A 20,592-nucleotide genomic window follows, 5' to 3' on the forward strand; every position below is an offset into this window, starting at 1 on the left:
TTGATGCAATGCTCTGGATAAAATAAATCTAAATCAATCAATTAATTAATTAATACCATATCGAAACAAGTAGCTAACATTCAAAATATAGCTAAAAAAGGCATGGAGAATGGTAATATTATTAGATCCAAAGATAGGTATAACACTAATATTTTTGGGAAAGACGTAAATCAAATAGGCAGACAAAGAGTTTTTGATCTCTGGAGTAAAATTTTAGGATGATTTAATATGGGTGAGATAATAAATTTTTATATGGAACCTGTTGAATTTTTTAAAAGTTCGGATTTTTTATCCGGTTCTATTGAAGAATTTAATGAATATAAAATTATTGATAATAAAGATAGGGCATTAAAGCTTTTTTTCGATCAAGACATACCATGTAACTATATAGTTTGGAGTGATTTTTTCTCTGATCTGGTATCCGAGTTTTATCTTCATGAGGATTATAATAAAGCAACAAAAGAATATCCTTGATAGAGTAAAAATATCTACCCAGGATCAAGTTAAAGAAAATATGAGAAAAAGAAAATGATATCTTATAAGAAAGAAACAAGAGTTAGTTGATAACATCAAATACGATATTTTTCTAAATGAAGTAAATGAAGTAAATGAAGTAAATGAAGTAAATGACGAATGTAATGACATGTTAAATATGATAAGCATTTATCGATATTTATTTTCTTTTAATCAAGACGCTAAATTAGAAGCCATATTTTCTATGTTCAAAAAAGGAGTTATGCCGTGCGGTATAAAGAAAGACAAAAAGACATGAGTTATTTTCAACACCAAACCCACCGCCAGACCAGAACCTTCACCACAACATTATAAGGCAGTGATATACCGGCTTTCAGAGCGCTTTCGAGTACCGTTTCAACTGTTGCCAGGGTAAACGTCTGCCCCTCTAACGTGCCGGTGAAGGTCGAGCGGCGGGAGAACCATTTTTTCAACATGCTAGTTTCCCCTGCACATCAGCAGCCCATTATCAAAAACACTGCCCATCACCACTTGGTCAGCCAACGGTGCCGCGACGCTGATTGCCGCCAACATCTGACCATGGCTTTGGTGAATCACCTGAGCGCGTTCTGCTTCCCCATTTGAGGCAATCGCCAACTGCCAGACCAGAGATGGTGAACGCACTTGCGCATCCTTTTGGTACGCCGCCAGTTTCAGCAGTTGTGGGTGTGCGGCCACCAATAATCTGTCCCCTTTTTCATCAGGCATAATATTGTCTACCCCGTGCAAGCCGGTTGCCCGACTCAGTAACATAGGTGCCGTCCCACCTGGTTGCCATGCCCAACTGCTTACGGCACCGCTTGTGGTTTCCGCCACATATAGCCGTTCCCGTTGTCGGTCATAATAAATACCGTTCGCAAAGTGCAACCCATCGAGCAATGTGTGCACCCCAGAATCATCGATCAGTAATACGCGTGCGAGTGGCAAGCGCAGGTAATCTTCAATGCGGCCGAGCAGACCGGAATACGCGTGATCCCGTGTGAGCAACCAGCGGGTTTTATCAATGACACTGATATCATTGATATTTTTTCCAACACTGCGTGACAACGCAGGTTGATAAATCAGCCGCATTGCTGCACGTTCAAAACGGAAAACGTCAATACGGTCCTCTTGATGACGATGATTCACCACGTAAACCCAGGTGTTTCCCTCCTGTTGCCATACGTCTATACCATGCGGGAAAAATTCCGCTGGATAATCCCCTGGCAGCAGCAAAGGTGCCTGTCCCGGTTGTAAGTAATAGAGGGCACCTGACGCATTACCATGGCGGTTAAGACTGCTAATTAACACACCGCCATCTTGCAACGGCACGATATCTTCAGCTCCGTTGACACCCTCTATTTTTCTACACTGCTGCATGTGAATATCTTGAACGCGGTAGAAAACGCCCGCATCAAACAGCAGATTGATCGTATACGCCAACGCAGCAATAACCAGTGCAATACCCATCAGCTTTTTCATCAGGCTTCCACTTCAGCAGGTGAATAAAATTGCTGATTCACTGCGTCCACGCCCTGCTCCGCCAAGACATTGATCACAGCCAGGTAATGTTCCAGCAGCTCAGCAGCTATATGCGCAGAGAAGTAACGCTCCTGATAGTCCAGCTCGATTGACAACCCTTCAGCCATTTCCACTACGTTCACCATTAGCGGGAACTCAACTGCACTGACGGGCAGCATTGACAGGCTAGCTTGCCACTGGCGCATTTCGGTCAGCGGTGCATGAGGTTCAACATTGAACGTGGCCAGCACAGGGAATTGTGCGCTTTCGCCATGGAAACAATGAGCTGGTAATGCTGACGCATCACGCTGAGCCAACGCAGCTTGATGTATCGCAGCAACAAATTCAGACAGTGACGAGCTGGCGGCGCTGTCAAAACAAAACGGCATCAAACTGACACATTGCCCCACAAGCCCTTCACTCCGTTCAAAATCCCGACCGGAATTCGGTACAGCAACAGGCAGCAAAGAGTGACCAATAAACCTCTCTAAGGCCAACACAAACAAGGCGCTCAACATCACAAAACGAGTTACCCGTAGCTTTACGGCAGCTTTCCGTAACTGAGACGGTAATTCTGGGTAATCCACGCTCCCTTTTAAGCGCTTACCTTGATATGGTGCTACTTGCTGAATAACCAGTAACGTACGCGCAGGGTTCAAACGCGGTGCTGGTAGTTTAGCCAAGCACTGGGCAATGAGGGCAGTATTTGCCGTCTTTTCCGCATGTATAAAGCGCAAATAGCTTGGCGCTGCTGCCAGTTCAGGCAACTGTCCTGCCATGATGGAATCATATATATGGAGTAGTTCGCGCAGCATCACCATAAATGACCAACCATCTGCAACGGTATGGTGCGCGGCCAAAGCCAGCGTTGAGCCGCCGACATGCCGTAACAGTAATACACGAGCCAATGGAGCAGTTAACAAGGTGAACGATTGAGCCGCAAACGCCGCCAATCGGCCATTATTTTCTGCCTGTTCACTGCATTCTTCGGTAAAATCTACGCCACCTACGCAAGATGCCATGACCTGCAACTCGCCGGTGCCATTGAACTGCATACGCAATGCTTCATGGCGTTCACTCAATAGAGTCCAGGCTTGGCGCATCATGGAACCATCGATCTGACGAGCCGTTTCGATGACGCAACCAATGTTACCCGCGCGTAGCCCCAACTCCCCCTCAGCGGCCAGCAGTGTAAAACGCTGTTGGCGGTCAGTGGCAGGGTAAGATGTATTAGGTTGCAAACCATCCTCACCGAAGAAGCCATCGGCACGCATGGCATTGAGGCTTTCTTTAACCGCAGTGATAAACAGCTCAATATCCTGTGTGGTGTGCGCAGTGGACACAAAGCAGTTACGGCCTTCCCAAATAAAGATGCCGCGCAACATGAGATGATGGAACAAGATGTCGTAGTTACCGCTAAATTTGAAACGGAATAAACTGCCAGCGGAAACAATTTCGATCGGAGTTCCCGTCGTCGCAAACCAGGTGTTGAGCGTTTGCGCGAGGTCGTTCGTTTTCTGGTTGATATCGTCATAGAGTCTAGGGTGGTTCTTGATATATTCGAGTACGGCTTTGCTCGCAGCCATGGTCAGCGGGTGTTTGGAGAACGTCCCCGCAAAGAAAATCAGCTCGGCCTGTGGCCAAGACTCATCACCATATTGCCAGAAGCCACCATCGATACTGTCCATAAAGCGTGCAGAGCCAGCAATAACACCAATTGGCATACCGCCACCGACAATTTTCCCATAGGTAGCAATATCTGCTTTCACGCCGTAATACGCCTGTGCACCACCGGCAGCCAAACGGAAACCGGTAATCACCTCGTCGAACATCAAGGTGATATCGTGTTCAGCCGTCAATTTACGCAGCGCATGCAAATATTCGCGCGGTTGATGGTTGGGATACCGGCTTTGTACCGGCTCAACGATGACCGCTGCTAATTGATCGGCATATTTAGCAATCAGTACCAGGCTCTCTTCACTGCCATACTCAAGTACCAGCAGATCCTCTACCAGTGACGCTGGTGTACCGGCAGCAATAGGTATCGCGTGCTCTGGTGTCTCCCCTCCCTGTTGGCGTCCCAAAATGCCGTCAAACACACCGTGATAAGAACCGCTAAACAGCGCCACTTTATTTTTGCCTGTCACAGCGCGCGCCAAGCGTATGGCGCTCATTACCGCTTCAGAACCAGAATTACAGAAAGCCACGCGCTGCTGACCCGTCAGCTCTGCGATCAACGTTGCCACCTCACCAGCAAGGGAACTCTGTGGCCCAATTTGCATGCCTTGGGACAACTGCGCGGCAACGGCTTGCTGCACGCATTCCGGCGCATGCCCTAACAGGTTGGCACCAAATCCCATAGTGAAGTCAATGTATTCATTGCCATCCGCATCCCAGATACGGGCACCTTGTGAACGCACTCCGACCAAAGGATAGAGCATTTCTTTTGTGGATAAACGGAAGCCCGCAGATGCTCGGTTATCGGCCAAGACGGCGCGGAATTGTTGAGCATTATGTTTCGAACTTGCCGTTTTCCTGACAAATTGCTCAGTCAGTTGCTGAATATGTCTGTCACGTTTAGCCCCCAGCGAAGCCTTTTGGGTTTCCTTTTTTAACCAACTGTTGTGCGCACCGGCTTTAGTCGGTGTTGCATTGGTCTGTGCCTTATCCGTAACCATAGGTTTAGCCACCAGTGGCTGCGGGAGTGTCGCCACTGGTGCGCTGGCCTCTACAGCGGGCAGTGCCGGAGCGGGTTGAACTATGCCGCCATTGAGTAAGCGAAGCTGTTGTGACATGATCTCTAACTGCCGTGCAATCAAGCCTTGCAGTGTTTCAGGAACCGCAACCGATACCGCCCCCCCGAGTTCGCCCGCATGAACCGATGTAGGTGTTACCGTGGGTTCTGCACATGGCACAACGGGCATAGCACCGCGATTTTCATTAACCGGAGCAACGGGTTCCGCCACCTGGGCATGCTCCACGACATAGTGGAGCACCGCATCCAGTGTATTTAACTCTTCAAACAGTGAGCGCATAGGGATCGCGACCCCGTAACGATCTTTAATGGTATTGATTGCATCCAACAGAACCAACGAATCCGCGCCCATTTCCAGAAAAGGCAGATCGTCATCCAAATCCTCAGGCTGCGCCCCAAGATACCCGGCTATAATCGCTTTTATTTCGCTCCGTAATTGGTGGTGTTGTGACATAACGTCCTCATGTGAAGATGATGGCTGCATTAACTTTTCATCCGCCAACCAGTAGGTTTTTTTACAAAATTGGATAGCTGGCAGCGTCAACGCCTCACGGCCCATTGCGAGGTACAGCCTGTACCACTCGATGTCATGCCCGTGTTGCCACAATGAGCCAAGCAGCGTCAGCAGTGATTGATATTCATGTCGATGGTCAGCCGCGGCCAATACGTGTTGCCCACGGTCTGTCACAACAACAAATTTGCCCAGCGAACTGTCTGCACTCAGATCCACAAACGTATATTTCTCTTCTTCAAACAGTGCCCTAATTCCTTGCAAAAAGTGAACCGGTTGCCGAATTTGCTGGACCCAGTAGTCAGCCGTCGTATATTGACGTACCTTGCCGTCAAGGTTGCTGTAGAAAGGCAGATTCCCTTCTTTAAAATCAATGTGTTGCGTTAGCCAGAGTTGATACTCTGACAAGATGGGGTCCATCAGGTGAGAATGGAATGCGTTGGCGGTTTTAATACGCCGGGCATGACCGCCCAGCCCAGAAATGTCTTTCAGGCAGGCTTCAATCGCCGCAGTACTCCCTGTAATGGTTGTCAGCGTCGGCGTATTAAACGCAGCAATGGCAACCTCTCCTGCCCATGGGGCGATGTAGCGACGAACCTCATCTTCACCGCTGAACACCACGGCCATCGCGCCATGTTGGGTCAGACTGCCCATCAAGTGGGCGCGTTGGTGAACCATTGCCAGCCCGTGCTCCAACGATATTTGACCAGCAATAACCGCGGCGCAATATTCACCCAGGCTATGACCAATCACGGCCGCTGGGCGTAACCCAAGCTGCATCAAACTCTCTGCTATGGCATAGCTGCACGCAAACAGGGACAACTGACAAGTTTTAGCACAGCGCTGCCAGCTGTCGTCTTGAGCATGTAGCGCCTGGCGGATATCGATTTGATAACGTTGTAAAACCGTATCAGCCAGTTGGTCAAAGCACTTGCGATAATATGGCAGATGCTGATACAAGGCTGCCCCCATGCCAATTTGTTGCGTTCCCTGCCCAGGGAATAACCAGACCTGAGGCTGCGCTTTGCCCGCTTTGCTACCGCTGATTTGCATCAGATTCTCGGCCAATTGCTGGCGGTTGGCCCCAAAGGCAAACCCACGGTAGCGTGGGTGGTCATAACGGGTATTGACCAGACGGCACCACGCCGAGACGTCAGCATCATGTTGCAACTGCAAGCTGCGGTATACACCGTCACGCTGGGCGTTAAAACCCTGTTCTTCATGCGAGGCCACCAGCAGTAACGTTAACGGTAACGCTTCCTCTTCACCTTTTGCCGCCTGCGGACAGTCACGCAGGATCACGTGACCATTGGTTCCCCCAAAGCCAAAACTACTGACACCTGCATAGCGTTGGCCCTCAGCCGACTCCCATGCACAACTGCGGTTCCCCGCTACCGAAACTCGGCGGCTAATGGCGGCAATATGAGGATTGATTTGTTTGAAATTTAAATGAGGTACACGCTGTTGGTAGTGCAGCATTAAGGCCACTTTCACAACCCCAAGCACGCCCGCGGCGACTTCCAGATGACCAATGTTCGTCTTGATCGACCCCACCTGCACCGCTGCGGGTTGATGGCGTTGCGCGAACACCGCCTCCAGCGCTTGAAATTCAATCAGGTCGCCCAATGCCGTACCGGTACCGTGTGCTTCCACGTAATCGATATGGTTGCTATTGATGCCCGCCTCGGCCTGCGCCCGTGCGATAACCGCCTGTTGTGATAGGCCATTCGGCGCAGTGATCCCATTGCTACGACCATCCTGATTGATGGCACTCGCTACCAGAGTGGCATAAACCCGGTCACCATCGGTCAGTGCTTGTGCCAGTGGTTTTAAAATGACGATGCCACATCCTTCACCGCGCACATATCCGTCGGCCCGTGCATCGAAGGTTTTACACCGGCCATCTGGCGCCAACATATGCGCCTGCGTAAAGACGGTCTGTAAATGCGGTGTCAGAGCCAAGTTCACGCCGCCAGCGATAGCCAGCGTACTACGCCCCGAACGCAGGCTTTGTATCGCCGTGTCAATCGCGACCAGAGAAGAGGAACAGGCCGTATCAATTGCGACACTTGGCCCTTTGAAATCATAAACATAGGAAATGCGGTTAGCCGCAATGCTGTGCGCATTACCCAACCCGCTATAGGCAGAAACCCGAGCGCCCGAGAGCAAAGCATAATCACTGGCGCTGATACCGATAAACACCCCGGTATCACTTCCCCGCAAGGTGGAAGCCTTTAACCCCGCATCAGTTAATGCCTGCTGCACGGTTTCTAACAACAAGCGATGTTGCGGATCAATATACTCAGCCTCACGCGGCGAAATCCCAAAATAGCCAGCGTCAAACTCACTTACGGTGTCAAAGAAACTGCCTTTACAATTAAAACCGCTTAACGCCGAGCCAGCCCAACGGTGAGCGGGAATATCTCCGGTCGTACTTTGTCCTTGTTGTAGCAACGACCATAACGCCTGAACGCCGCTGTGCCCCGGCAATTCAACCCCGATTCCTATCACCGCGATAGCATCGTCAGTGATAGCCACCGTAGCCGCGGCTTTTTGCTCCGCAGGCTGCAACAGTGCCACGGCCAGTTTATTGATGGTCGGATAATCGTAAATCAACGATGGAGAAAGCTCACGGCCCAGATGCTGTTCCAACTCACCTATCGCACCAACGGCCTGCAACGAGTTCAGCCCAAATGTCGTGAACGCATCATCCCAATGCTGTTGGTTAACGGTCCTGTTAACCGCCGTACTGATAATACCTGCAATAAATGACGCTAGCGCCGGCACACTGTGAAACAGACCACCATCTGTACAGGCCGGTTGTGGTTGAACCGCTCGGCTGCTCCATTGCACAACTAATGCATCCTGTTGGTACATTGCCTTGGCACGAGTTCGTTGCAGTTTGCCACTGGTCGTGCGTGGAATCGCCCGTCGACCAACCCATACCCACTCACCCAGTGTTATGCCATGCCGGTCTGCCACTGCTGCATTCAGGCGGTCGTTTAACGCTGCTGTATCAACAGACTCTTTGGCGCGTTCCGGGATTTCCAGCAAGGCAACGGCCTGCTCTGTCTGCGCAATGTCACTGGCAAAAACACAGACGGTGGCATTGGCCAGCAGAGCATCAGCGTTCCGGATCGTTTCCTCAATATCTGTTGGGTAATGGTTCTGACCATTGACAATCAAGAGTTCTTTCACACGCCCAGTAACGTACAGCGATCCTCGCTGTTGGAACCCCAAATCACCACTGCGCAACCAGTGTGCCGATTCATTCTCGATCTGAGCATGGAAAGTAGCTGCTGTCGCAGCAGCATTATTCCAGTAACCGCTCGCAATGCTGGGCCCACGCAACCAGATTTCTCCCGTTTGTCCAGCCTCCAGCGCACGCAGGTTAACGGGGTCGACAATGCGTACTTCGGTATTTGGCAACGCCTGACCACAGCTGACAACACCGGGATCTTTTTCATCTTCATTGGTAACGACCATTCCCTGACCTTTATCCATGCCGGTAACGATCAACGTGGTTTCCGCCATGCCATAGCAGGGTAAAAATGCCTTAGCACGGAAGCCAGTATGGGCAAAATGCTCACCAAACTGGCGCAATGTAGCAGGACGAATAGGCTCAGCCCCGCAAAACGCCACATCCCAGAAGGAGAGATCTAAACCTTCAGCCTGTTGCTGGCTAATTTTACGTACGCAAAGATCGTACGCGAAATTGGGCCCCCCCGATGTAGTCGCACGATATTCTGAGATCTGTTTTAACCAGTTAAGCGGGTTTTTCATCAGCATCATTGGTGACATCACCCGGCATGGAAACGCCCCATACACGGGCTGTAGCAGTCCACCGATAAGCCCCATGTCGTGGAAATGCGGCAGCCATATCATGCCGCGGCTTTCACTGTGATGACCAAAATAGTGGTGAATAGCCTGTGAGTTTGCCCACAGATTGCCGTGGGTAACCATCACTCCCTTTGGCGTACCCGTGGAGCCTGAGGTGTATTGTAAAAATGCCAGATCGGTGTCAGTCATCTGCGCAGGATTAAATACCCCAGCAAAATGGCGTTCAAGATAATGGAGGCGATATCCCGCAGGCAGTGATATCGCTTCCGGTTTATCAAAAGTAAAAATAAGTGGAGGTGACGGTAAAGTCAGTTGTATTAACGTTTCGGTTCCTTTCCCGGTTGTTACAATAAATTCTGTTTTCGCATTGCGTAAAACGCCAATAAAACGCTCCCACGCATTTCCTGAGGATTTCGCTGGCATAGGGACCGGGACAGCAATCATTCCTGCATAAAGGCAGCCAAAAAACGCCCCAATAAAATCTTCACCGTCTGGATAAAGTAAAATAACCCTATCACCGCGCTGACCATATTGCTGAAGTGCGCTTGCTAATGATGCTGCGCGTTGGTGCAATTGCCCATAGCTTTGATTTTGTATCTCCCTAGAACTTCGTAAAAACTCAAATGCCGTCTTGTCGGTATGTTGAACAGCAAGTTCTGGCAATAGTTGGTTGAAGGAATTAAATCCCCTGTTAAACAACTGGTGGGACGGCATAATGATTAGCTCTTTATACCCGTTATCTTTCAAGTTGCCTCTTTGTTGGCTGCGCTCTCTCACCCCGGTCACATCGTTATCTATGCTCCCGGGGATTCGCTCCCTTGCCGTCGCGATGCATCTTGAAATCCATAGGGTATATATATGAAAAGTTAAATTAGCCTGAAATTATTTTGCAGCACGACCCGCTAGCAGATCGTTGCAGAAGTCATTCCATACTTTCAGCCACAGGTCTACTCTCTGTTCCATTTCATCAAAGCGATCTTCGGTAATCGCCTGACAGAATAAGATCCAAGCATCCTCAGAATGACCGTCTTCAATTGATCCACCGGTTTCGGTCTCTACGTGAATACTGTGATAACCGGTAGACACATCAATATCTGTCGCTACACCCACGCTTTTCGCCCAAGGCGTAGCAAAGTCGTGGAACACTGTTTCAGCAACGGCTAATAGTGCCACCAACTGAGGGTAGTCACCGTAGGCATTTTCAAATGTCGCGCGGCATGCCACTGAACTGGACATCGGAAACCAAGCTTTCACCTCATTCTCACTCATCCCCAATTGCTCGATGGTGTTGAAGAATTGCACATAGTGAGCCAGTGCTGGTTGCCCGTTATAGCCACTGTCAGAGCCTGTTCCTGGGTGGAAACCTAACTCATCTAGCAGGTTAATTTGCAGCAAAAAACGAGCTGCCATTTTTGCCCGCGCACCCAAACGCCCTTCCAGCTGTTTTGCTGAGCCCAACGCTTCGATCACCGCATCGGTAAATACTTGGGCGAAGGCGTGATAAAACTCCAGATGGAATATCCTCATCTGGCTGATGTCGAACTCACCGCTATTCATCTTTAACAAAATTGGGTTTCTCATCAGCGGGTGCGCTTCAATGCGATCGATTAATCGCTTTGCAAACTGATGATTACGCTGATATTGGTTATTTTCGACGGTTGCAGCAATAGCATCCCTGCCGAGTTGACGCGCACTCGGTAATTTTTCCATGATTAAAATCTCAATATAAAGACTACGATTAATAGATTACAGGGCTAACACCCTGCCCACGGCCATTACAACTAATGCAAACATCCCACAGCTAAAAGGAATAACCTGAACATACTTGAACGGTAAATAAAAACACGAGGCAATCAATAATACAGGGATTCCGATAGAAAGAATCATCATGCAGATTGTTGCGTAATACTTGTAAATATAAGGAACCTGTAAATCGTCAATGTTCATACCGTATAAGATAGAAATCAACGGCAACATGATAAAAGCAATATGAGCTAGCCTGAGCATCCTACGATTTAAGTCTGTATAGCTCTCATGACCTTTAGGTGCACGGAATGGCCCTTTAAAAGCATACATTCCTATTAACCCACCCATCATAATCCCGACAACAATACCCCCCCAACCAAAGGCAATCAGTATTTCTCTGAGATTAGCCACTGTATTTCTCCTGATTATTATTAATACATAAAGAAGATACTTATGATATAATAAGCACCTTTATAAAAATCCGCCTTGAAAAAATGATTATATAATCTTGGAGATATATAATTAGAAATCTGCAAATTGTTTTGTTTTAGAATAATGAATCGGTTGTTCTAATCGTGGCATAGTAATACCGTTCATGTCAATCTTAACCTCATTTTCATTTACATCGTGTTGCCCAATAAAGATATACCCTATGGATTTCAAGATGCATCGCGACGGCAAGGGAGTGAATCCCCGGGAGCATAGGTAACTATGTGACCGGGGTGAGCGAGTGCAGCCAACAAAGAGGCAACTTGAAGGATAACGGGTATATCAGTTATATATAGCCAAGTAATGCCGCTTTAGCTATTGCCTGGAATTTATTCTTACAATCCAGTTTTTTGACGATATTCATTAGGTGAAAATCAACTGTACTTTTAGTGACACAAATGGTTGATGCAATTTCAATTGATGTCATCCCATCTGCGGTATACCTTAATACTTCTAATTCTCTATGTGAAAATGAGGTATTATCGATATAGAACGATTGTAAATACTTTGTGTGTGATGTTAAGTATCTTATTATCCTAATATATACTCCTAAAATTTCTCCACTACATTTATACATTGTCTCGTTATCAATAGGCCCATCTTTTCCCGCAACAGAAAATATTCCATAAGTTCCTGAAAATGCAGGAAGACCAAAGGTGATCCCAGAACGAAATCCATATTTCTGATTAACATACCAAAGCTCTTGCCCATTAGATTTGGAAAAAAAATCCAAGTCCCATATTTTTGAAAAAGAAGGTGGCACAGGTCGGAAATTTAGAACGGGATCAATCATCCAATACTTTTTTTCTATATAAAGGGCTCTCCAAGATTCATGATAATTATTAAAGAAATATACGTCTCGATTAGAGATAGGAAAGCGCGCTTTTAATAAAAGGGAGAACAAACTAAACCCCGAAATTTTGTTAATAAGCTCACAAATTTCAGCCACAAAATGTACATCTACATCTAATTTATGAAAATTATAGGGTAAGGTATATGGTCGATAAATATTCATTCAACGTCCTCTTGAAAATTAAGAATATTGATAGTGAACCCTAATATTTATTATAGTATCAAAATTTACACTTAATAAATAAAATAATTATTTACTGTTATACAGAAGCAAGATTTGATAAGCCACAATGTATTTTTCGTAAACAAAAGAAATTATATCAATAAGATTGAAATTTTAATAATCAGGTAAAACAATATATATAAAAACATATTATAGTCATATTAAGAATATTAAATCGCTTTCAATGAAATATAAATGATTATTTAATGTCTTAATATAAAGTTTTCATGTTTTATTTTTCGCAAAAATAAATTAACTAAAATACTGAACTATATGAAGTAGTACCTGATAAATATATGAGTAATTTTCCCATATAAACTATGATTTATACCAGTAGCTGTTTCAACTTTAATAGTTAATTATATAAAAAGAAAGTTATAATAATAATAATGAGCAAGCAAATAACCTTTCAATTCCCAATAAATAATTTAAATATGTAAGAGGTGTTATGATGAGTGAAGTCATTCAGGGTAAAGATGATATTGCTATAACCAAGAACTCTATTACAGCTGATGTAACCTTTGTTATTGATATTGATTCAATTATTGAATATCTTCGTACTAATAATCTTAAAAGTTCTCTGGACCCTAAAGATCCAACAATTATCCGTCAGCATGTATATATAGCTAATTATACTCCAGAGCTTGGATTGAAAGTGGCGAGTTCATCTGGTGCCCGTGTCACTGTTCCCATTAATGCAAATATTAGGTGGAGGGCTACAACGGTATCTAATAATTTCGACTATACGATTATATTGTATAAATTCAAAAAGCTTAGTATAGGAGACGATGTCATCTCTGTCCCATCACAAATATGGTCACAAAACCCTATGGGCAAAAAAGTTCCAATGGTCCCTTCAGGTATTAATGCGAATGAGGATGAACCTAAGATAATTTTTGTCGAATCTCAAGATAGTTATTTCCAAGCAACAGCTCATAAACCAGGTGTAGAACAATATACATGGTTCTTTGCCGCTTATGACGGTAAAAAGCTCCTAGGTTATTATCGATACGATCCATATGTTGAAGTAACTAATAGCTAACCATTTGTATATTTTCATTTTCTACTGGAAAATTATTAAAATAATTTTCCAGTATTTTTATTTTTCAATTTAATTAAATGTCTGTAACAAACACTAATTTATATAATAATATTATTGCCTTATAAATAAAATCTTATAACATCCAGGTAAACTCTATTCCTCACCATAAATTCAACAATCTTCCGACAATTATTCTGTCATCAATTCAGAGGATATTCTTTCTATTATCTATTTGTTTAGCTAAAATAACTTACAAGAACTATTACATCTGACATTATCGTCTATCAAGCTAAATAACAGAAAATTAAAATTTAGCTTATTATTACTTTCTTAGATTAAGTTTTTCTTTATTTAAAAATCTTCCTAGTACAGCCTTATCTATTTTTTTAAAACACCACCCGTTACTTATTCCACTTAAGTTAATTCATTAATAAGCAATAAAATCATGGCTCTTATTAACTCATTATTATCCTAATAACCGACTAATTAAAATTTCTGATAGAAAATCGAGATATAAAAGAAACGCCACCCACTAATCAGAGCAAGATATAACCAATAGTGTGCTTTAATAACGAATAAATTAGCCAATATGTATACCCGTTATCTTTCAAGTTGCCTCTTTGTTGGCTGCGCTCCCTTGCCGTCGCGATGCATCTTGAAATCCATTGGGTATATGTCATTACGATCAGGCTATCACCCTATATTTATGTTTTATGGCATAAAATATCATCCTTATCGGTGAATTAATGATAAAAAGAATATCTATTCTCATATTAGGTTGTATTTCCTTTCAGATAATCGCCTCACCGGCAGAGATAAATGATGATCTGCCAATGACTGAAGCGAGAAGAACTCTGCAAGATAGTTCTAGGGAAATTAACCAATTGATAGAACAACGCCGATATCAGCAATTAAAGCAGCAGGCTAATACCGTTCCTGAGTCAACGCCTGCGTCAGTATTGCCGGAATCTAAGCAATGTCTGCCGTTAACCGGCGTTTACCTTAAAGGGATATCTCTGCTCTCGATTCGGGATTTAAGTACGCTCAGCGCTTTATCCCCGGCGTGTATCAGCAGTCATGATATCAATCGGCTCAGCCACGAACTGACTCAGCTTTATATCAGTAAAGGCTATATCACCGCCCGTATTCAGTTTATTGCGCCTAATACCGATGGAGAGTTAGGGATAAATGTTATCGAAGGGTTTATTGAAAAAATCGAAGGCGGTGATCGCTGGGTGAATAGTAGGATGTTATTTCCCGGTCTGGAAAAACAACCACTCAATATTACACAACTCGATCAGGGTTTAGATCAGGCTAACCGGCTACAGTCCAATAAAACCACCCTAGATATTTTACCGGGAGCGGTGAATGGTGGTTCGGTGATTAAATTACATAATCAGCGCAGTAAGCCTGGGTTATTGAATATCAAAACTGATAATTATGGGCAAAAGAGCACTGGGAAATGGCTGGTCCGCACAAATGTCAGTTTTGACAGCCCATTTGGTTTATCCGATTTCATCAGTCTGAATGCCAGTAGTACGTTAGATAGCCCATCCAACCGGTATAGCCGTGCTTATACTCTGCTTTATTCAGTGCCCTATGGCGCAGCAACATTCAGTGGGTTTGGTAGTTATTCCCAATATGCCAGCCATCCCCATTTAAAAATGAGAACGATAAAGATTTATGGTGATACTCAGCAAATCGGCATGCGTTCCGATTTTGCCTTCTATCGTAATCAATCTCAGATTAATAGTGTCAGCGGGCAATTAACTTACAAGAATTACAATAATTACTTTAACGATGCCAAGATTGGTGTCAGTAGCCAAACATTGAGTGTCTTTGAACTCGGTGTTAATCATTTACATATCATTCCAACCGGATTAATCACGCTCAATCTGAGTGTTGAACAGGGTTTGCCTTGGTTTGGAGCACAAACCGGAACCGCCTATCTCGATAAGCAGTTCACCAAAGGCAAGTTGATGGTCAATCTACATCAGCGTTTTATGCTGTTCAACTCGCCTTATCAGCTCAATAACCTGTTTTATGGGCAATACAATCAGCGCGGTTTGCCCGGCGTCGAATGGCTGAATATCACTGATCGGAATGCAGTCCGGGGATTTAGCAAAAATACACTATCCGGGGATAACGGCTGGTATCTGCAAAATACACTGTCCCGGACGTTTCCCCTCGCCAACAGCACATTATCAATGCGTATCGGTATTGATATTGGCCGGGTTCAAGGATATCGCAGCCCACAAGGCTGGCAAAGCAGCGCCGGAATCAGTTCTGGCGCCACACTGAGATACCAGAGCATGGTATTCGATCTAGAAACCAGTCGAGGAAAGTTACTTTCTAATCGCCGAGCATCTGATGAACCCATTCAGGTGCTAGTCCGTTTTTCTTACACCTTTTGATGTTTTTAAGCAGTACCCAACGCTGTACACACAGCAATATAACTAAATAGATAGAGACTTAATGTATGAAAAACAAAAAATTCAGGTTATCTCCTACCGGCAAGCTTACCGCTTCTATGGCAATCATTCTTGTCTCTTGTTCTACCAGTTTTGCCAGTGAAATCGTTGGTGGTGGCGATCCAGCACACCATCCCGATATTTTCGCTGCCGAAGGTAAAGCAACGGTTGTGAATATCGTGACGCCCTCCTCTTCCGGGTTGTCACATAACCAATATCTGGATTACAACGTCGGCCAGATGGGTGTCGTTCTAAATAATGCGCTTAAGGAGGGGCAATCACAATTAGCGGGGCAGCTTGCCGCTAACCCTAATTTGAATGGTCAAGCTGCTAGCCTGATTCTGAATGAAGTTATCAGCAGGAACCCTTCCCTGTTATTAGGTCAACAGGAAGTGTTTGGTATAGCAGCAGATTATGTACTGGCAAACCCGAACGGCATCACCTGTAATGGATGTGGTTTTATCAATACTAACCGCGCTTCTCTGGTTGTAGGTAATCCATTGATAGAACAAGGTAATTTGCAAGGTTTCAGTACGTTTAATAATCAGAATAGCCTGAAAATTAAATCGGATGGTTTAATCGCCAATGCGATCCTTGATCTTATCGCCCCGAAAATTGACAACCGGGGCCCAGTCACCGCTCAAAAAGAGATTAATGCGATCAGTGGTGAAAATAAAACCTCAGCCACAGGAGAAGTCATTAATTCTCAGCAAACGTTAACCGGTGTGCTGGACAGCTATTATCTGGGGAGTATGCAAGCCGGACGTATCCGTCTACTCAATACTGCAAAAGGCAGTGGAGTTAATTTACAAGGTACTCTTACTGCCAGTGATGAGATTATTGTTGATTCCCACGGCAATCTCAATTTAGAAGCAGCACATCTACGAGGTGGAAATGTTGATCTTTTGGGTAATGATATTGAGGTAAAAGGTAAAGTCAGCGAATCATCATATAGCCGTGATGGTAGCAATAATTACCAAAGCTATTTCAGCGGTTCTTATACCAATGATAGTAAAAGTAGTCAGTCACTCGCTCGTACTAAGCTTGAAGGCAAAAATATTTCATTAGTCGCCAATAGTCATAACCGGATTACAGCCACGGATATCGTAGGTGATGATGTGAATCTGAGTGGTGCTAATCTCACTTTAGATGGGCAGCAATTAAAGCAATCCACTAAAAATATTAATAACCAACAGGGTTATTCCTGGCGCCATGAGGTCACTCAGGAAAGTGAAAAACTGCATCAGGCAGGAAACAATATCCAGGCCAAAGGAAATGCGAGCTTAAATGCGACGGAAGGTGACGTTAAGATCCTTGGCAGCAAAATAGATGCTAAAGGTGAGCTAGCGGTTACAGCGAAAAAAGGTGTTCAAATTGCCGGTCTGACTGAGACAGAAAAAAGCTCGGAAACAGGTCACAAAAAAAATCACACGGCTAAATTGCAGACCGGAAGTTGGGAAGAGAGTAAACAGACCGAGCGTTTGATTGCCAGTGAATTACAAGCAGGAACTAATCTTAATATTAAGGCAGGAACTCGTGCTGAAATTCTTGGGGCAAAAGTCCATGCAGGTCAAAATCTGACATTAGAAGCTGGTAAACAACTGCAAATCGATGTTCAGAAAACGGCTGATAGCCGGGCTATACGTGATGATAAAAAATACTGGGGAGGTCTCGGCGGCGGTGGGAATAAAGACAACAGTGAGTTAAAAGAAACCAACCATGCATCTGAATTGACAGCCAATGGGCGTTTATTGCTGTCAGGCTATGAGGGTATCGCCATTACCGGCAGCAAAGTGAAGGCGGTCCAAGGTGCTTTTGTAAATGCTAATAGTGGCGAATTAACCATCGATAATGCGGTCAGTCATATCAATCACAAAGTTGATGAGCGAACGGGCACAGTACTTAACATCACTAATAGCTCAAAAAGAACCAATCGCCAGCAACAGAAATCTCATGGCAGCGAATTGGTTTCTGAAGCAGAGCTCAAATTACTCAGTGATGAAGATATCAATATTATTGGCAGTCAGGTGCAAAGTACCGGCGCGCTTAGCCTGAACACATCCGGTAATATCAACGTGCTCTCTTATGGCGAACAGAAACAGGCTGATAAACAAAGCACTTCTCTGGAGCCGCAAAGCCACTTCCAACCAAAGGGGGATAAACAGTATCGTGCCGGAATAGGCATTGAACATACCAGTAACAGTCAAAAAAATCAGACGATAACACAGCAAGCTTCCACGTTGAGTGGAGGTAGCATGACTATCGATGCTGATAAAGATGTCACCCTGAGTGGTTCTAATCTGGTGACGACTACAGGTGATGCGAAGATCACCGGCGCGAATGTTCATCTGTTAGCCGCGGATAATAAAAAATCCGAAGAGAAATCTCAGAGTAAAAAGTACGTTGGCGCCTATCTTACGGGAGGAATCGATAAAGTCGGTTCTGGTATTCATGGTAGTTATGAAAGTAACAACAACAATCATACCAGTACGACTGCCGTTGTTTCCGGTTCTCAAATCGCAGGTAATTTGAATATTACAACCAACGGTGAATTGGTTCAGGAAGGGACAAAGCATGAAGTCAATGGCACTTATACCGCTGAGGCAGGCAAAGTCAGCAATCTGGCTGTATCGAATACGACATCAAATGCCAACCACAAACTACAGGTTGGCGCGGATATTGGTGTCAATGTCGATTATAGCGCTGTTACTCGCCCGATAGAGAAAGTGGTTAAAGAACCGGCTAAATCTGCGCTGGATGGCACTTTAACCAACAAAGGCACGCCTAATTTCGGGGCGGATATTGCCGCCAACGGCGGTAGTATCCAGACTGCAAACAAAAAGTCCGAAGCGGTTGTAACCTCTGTTCAGGCCGGCAATGTTGTTATCAGAACCAATGGCGAGCTGTATGATCAGGGTACTCAATATCGTGCTGATAAAGGTAACGTTACACTGACTGCCGGTAGCCATAACAGTGAAGCAGCACAGAATCACCACGAAAGCAGCCACAGTGAAACCCGCGGCAATGCTGACCTACGTGTCTATACCACCACCGGTGAAGATATCTCCGGTAATGGTAAAGGCAAAGGCGGCACACAAAGCAGCCATACTGCGACTACCACAGCAGTCACTAGCCGGATTACCGCTGCGGATGACATTAATATCCGCGTCGAAAGGGATACTGAATATCAAGGCACATCTCTGAATGCTGGCTCTGGTAAAGCTAATATAGATGCTAAAGGTGATATCCATTTTGATAATGCCACCAATAGCACGACGAAAACAGCAACCGGTTATAACGGAGAAGCATCTGCTAAAGGGGGAAACTCGCCAGAGGGCAAGAATGTTCATATCGGTCTTGGCGGCGGTTACAACACAGATAGCAAAAATAGTACCACAGCTCAGGTAAGTGAAATTGGCGGTAAGCAAGGTGTCAACCTGAGTGCAGGCAATAACTTGACGTTGCAAGGTGTTCAAGTGACCGGTAAGCAAATCGACTTGAACGCTAAACAAGGTAATGTTGAACTGGTATCCGCTCAGGATCGCATTAACAACGATAGTTGGGAATTTAACCTGAAAGGCAATGGAGGTAATGCAAGCTCGATTAAGAAAGCGGAAGATGACAGTACAACCACCACCGCAAAACAGAGCCTTGGCGGGGAAGTCAAAGTAGGGATTGATCGCCTGCAAGCAACAACCCAACGTAATAGCCATATTAAAGGTGAAAATGTCGTTATCAACAGCGGCGGTGATACAACAGTTGCCGGAGCACGAATAGAGGCGGATCAGGTAAAAGGCAGTATTGGTGGTGATCTACGAGTTGAAAGCCGTAAGGATACTGAACATGGGTTAAATGCCGGTGTTGATGCTGGTATTAATTACACCAAAGAATCCAAAGTAAAAAGTGACGATATCCCTAAAGACGAGTCAACTAAGGATAATTCGTCTAAAGACGATGTGTCGAAAGATGAGGTATTGACAGATGATCCAACTAAAAATCCAACCGAAGAGCCACAACCGAAAGGATGGCAGGAAAGATTAACCTCCGCATTTAATAGTCTTAATAATATTAAAGGTATTAATGGGGTTACAGGTAAACTTAAGAGCAATGTCGATATTAAAGATCGAGAAAATGTCGGCGAACAATCGGCTATTTCCGGTAATCAAGGGGTTAATTTAGATGTAACAGGAAATACTCATCTGATTGGCGGGCAGATTGGCAATGTGCAAGGTAATGTCATTCTTAATACCCAAAATGTGGAGCAACAATCTGTTACCGGCTATGACAATAGTAAAGGTGGCAATGTTGCATTACCTGATTCTGTTAGCGGAATAGTTAAAGCAGTTCAGGAAGGTGTATTGTCCGGCAAAATACCTTTGGTGAAAACTTATAGTAATGAAACCGAAAGTAGTACAACTAATGGCGAAATAATTAATCGTAAATCTGATTAATTTGTTCTTTTATAAAAGATCCTTCAAATGAGGGATCTTTTTATTGCTACCTATATTGAATATTTCAATAATTCCAATTGACAATATTAATGCTTTTTCATAATATCAAAAATTAATAAATGACTTGGGAATATAATTATGTTTAAAATTTACAAACGAAATTTAGAACTTAAAAACTACTATAAGTCACAGGTTAGCA

11 protein-coding genes are annotated in these 20,592 nt (G+C 44.8%); 4 read left to right on the top strand and 7 right to left on the bottom strand.

Annotated elements, in window-relative coordinates; genetic code table 11:
• The first annotated feature begins 228 nt into the window (after positions 1 to 228).
• Positions 229 to 474 carry a hypothetical protein gene (locus LGZ98_RS13255; RefSeq protein ID WP_240002813.1) on the top strand — a complete coding sequence of 82 codons (246 nt, stop codon included), beginning with the start codon at positions 229 to 231 and terminating at the stop codon, positions 472 to 474.
• 305 nt (positions 475 to 779) lie between these two features.
• Here the strand turns inward: LGZ98_RS13255 and LGZ98_RS13260 are convergent, their stop codons facing one another.
• From LGZ98_RS13260 to LGZ98_RS13285, 6 genes are all read right to left on the bottom strand, one after another.
• Positions 780 to 950: a hypothetical protein gene (locus tag LGZ98_RS13260; RefSeq protein ID WP_228902698.1), complete on the bottom strand. Its 171-nt coding sequence runs from the start codon at positions 948 to 950 to the stop codon at positions 780 to 782.
• Position 951: 1 nt separating this feature from the next.
• The gene (locus tag LGZ98_RS13265) at positions 952 to 1,974 is read right to left on the bottom strand and encodes an arylesterase (protein WP_113041139.1); all 1,023 of its coding nucleotides are present in this window, start codon (positions 1,972 to 1,974) and stop codon (positions 952 to 954) included.
• Positions 1,974 to 9,833, bottom strand: a complete 7,860-nt coding sequence (locus tag LGZ98_RS13270) for an aminotransferase class III-fold pyridoxal phosphate-dependent enzyme (RefSeq protein WP_390904687.1) — start codon at positions 9,831 to 9,833, stop codon at positions 1,974 to 1,976. The genes LGZ98_RS13265 and LGZ98_RS13270 overlap by 1 nt, the downstream gene beginning before the upstream one ends.
• 168 nt (positions 9,834 to 10,001) lie before the next feature.
• On the bottom strand, positions 10,002 to 10,829 hold the full coding sequence (locus LGZ98_RS13275) for a hypothetical protein (RefSeq protein ID WP_113041141.1): 828 nt from the start codon (positions 10,827 to 10,829) through the stop codon (positions 10,002 to 10,004).
• 36 nt (positions 10,830 to 10,865) lie between these two features.
• Positions 10,866 to 11,276 (bottom strand): CorA family divalent cation transporter, encoded by a 411-nt coding sequence (locus LGZ98_RS13280; RefSeq protein WP_113041142.1) that lies wholly within the window; start codon positions 11,274 to 11,276, stop codon positions 10,866 to 10,868.
• A gap of 364 nt (positions 11,277 to 11,640) precedes the next feature.
• Positions 11,641 to 12,369, bottom strand: a complete 729-nt coding sequence (locus LGZ98_RS13285) for a LuxR family transcriptional regulator (protein WP_113041143.1) — start codon at positions 12,367 to 12,369, stop codon at positions 11,641 to 11,643.
• Between the two features lie 508 nt (positions 12,370 to 12,877).
• Here LGZ98_RS13285 and LGZ98_RS13290 point away from each other — a divergent pair.
• Complete coding sequence (locus tag LGZ98_RS13290) at positions 12,878 to 13,471, top strand: inclusion body family protein (protein WP_262978169.1); 594 nt, start codon at positions 12,878 to 12,880, stop codon at positions 13,469 to 13,471.
• Positions 13,472 to 14,007: 536 nt separating this feature from the next.
• Here LGZ98_RS13290 and LGZ98_RS13295 read toward each other — a convergent pair.
• On the bottom strand, positions 14,008 to 14,151 hold the full coding sequence (locus LGZ98_RS13295) for a hypothetical protein (protein WP_262978170.1): 144 nt from the start codon (positions 14,149 to 14,151) through the stop codon (positions 14,008 to 14,010).
• Positions 14,152 to 14,217: 66 nt separating this feature from the next.
• Between LGZ98_RS13295 and LGZ98_RS13300 the strand changes: the two genes are divergently transcribed.
• A complete protein-coding gene (locus LGZ98_RS13300; RefSeq protein WP_262978171.1) occupies positions 14,218 to 15,885 on the top strand; it encodes a ShlB/FhaC/HecB family hemolysin secretion/activation protein in 1,668 nt (555 codons plus the stop codon).
• Positions 15,886 to 15,950: 65 nt separating this feature from the next.
• Positions 15,951 to 20,393 (top strand): hemagglutinin repeat-containing protein, encoded by a 4,443-nt coding sequence (locus tag LGZ98_RS13305; RefSeq protein WP_262978172.1) that lies wholly within the window; start codon positions 15,951 to 15,953, stop codon positions 20,391 to 20,393.
• Positions 20,394 to 20,592: the final 199 nt, after the last annotated feature.

It is taken from the genome of Photorhabdus kayaii (assembly GCF_025384895.1).
In the GTDB taxonomy this organism is placed as follows: domain Bacteria; phylum Pseudomonadota; class Gammaproteobacteria; order Enterobacterales; family Enterobacteriaceae; genus Photorhabdus; species Photorhabdus kayaii.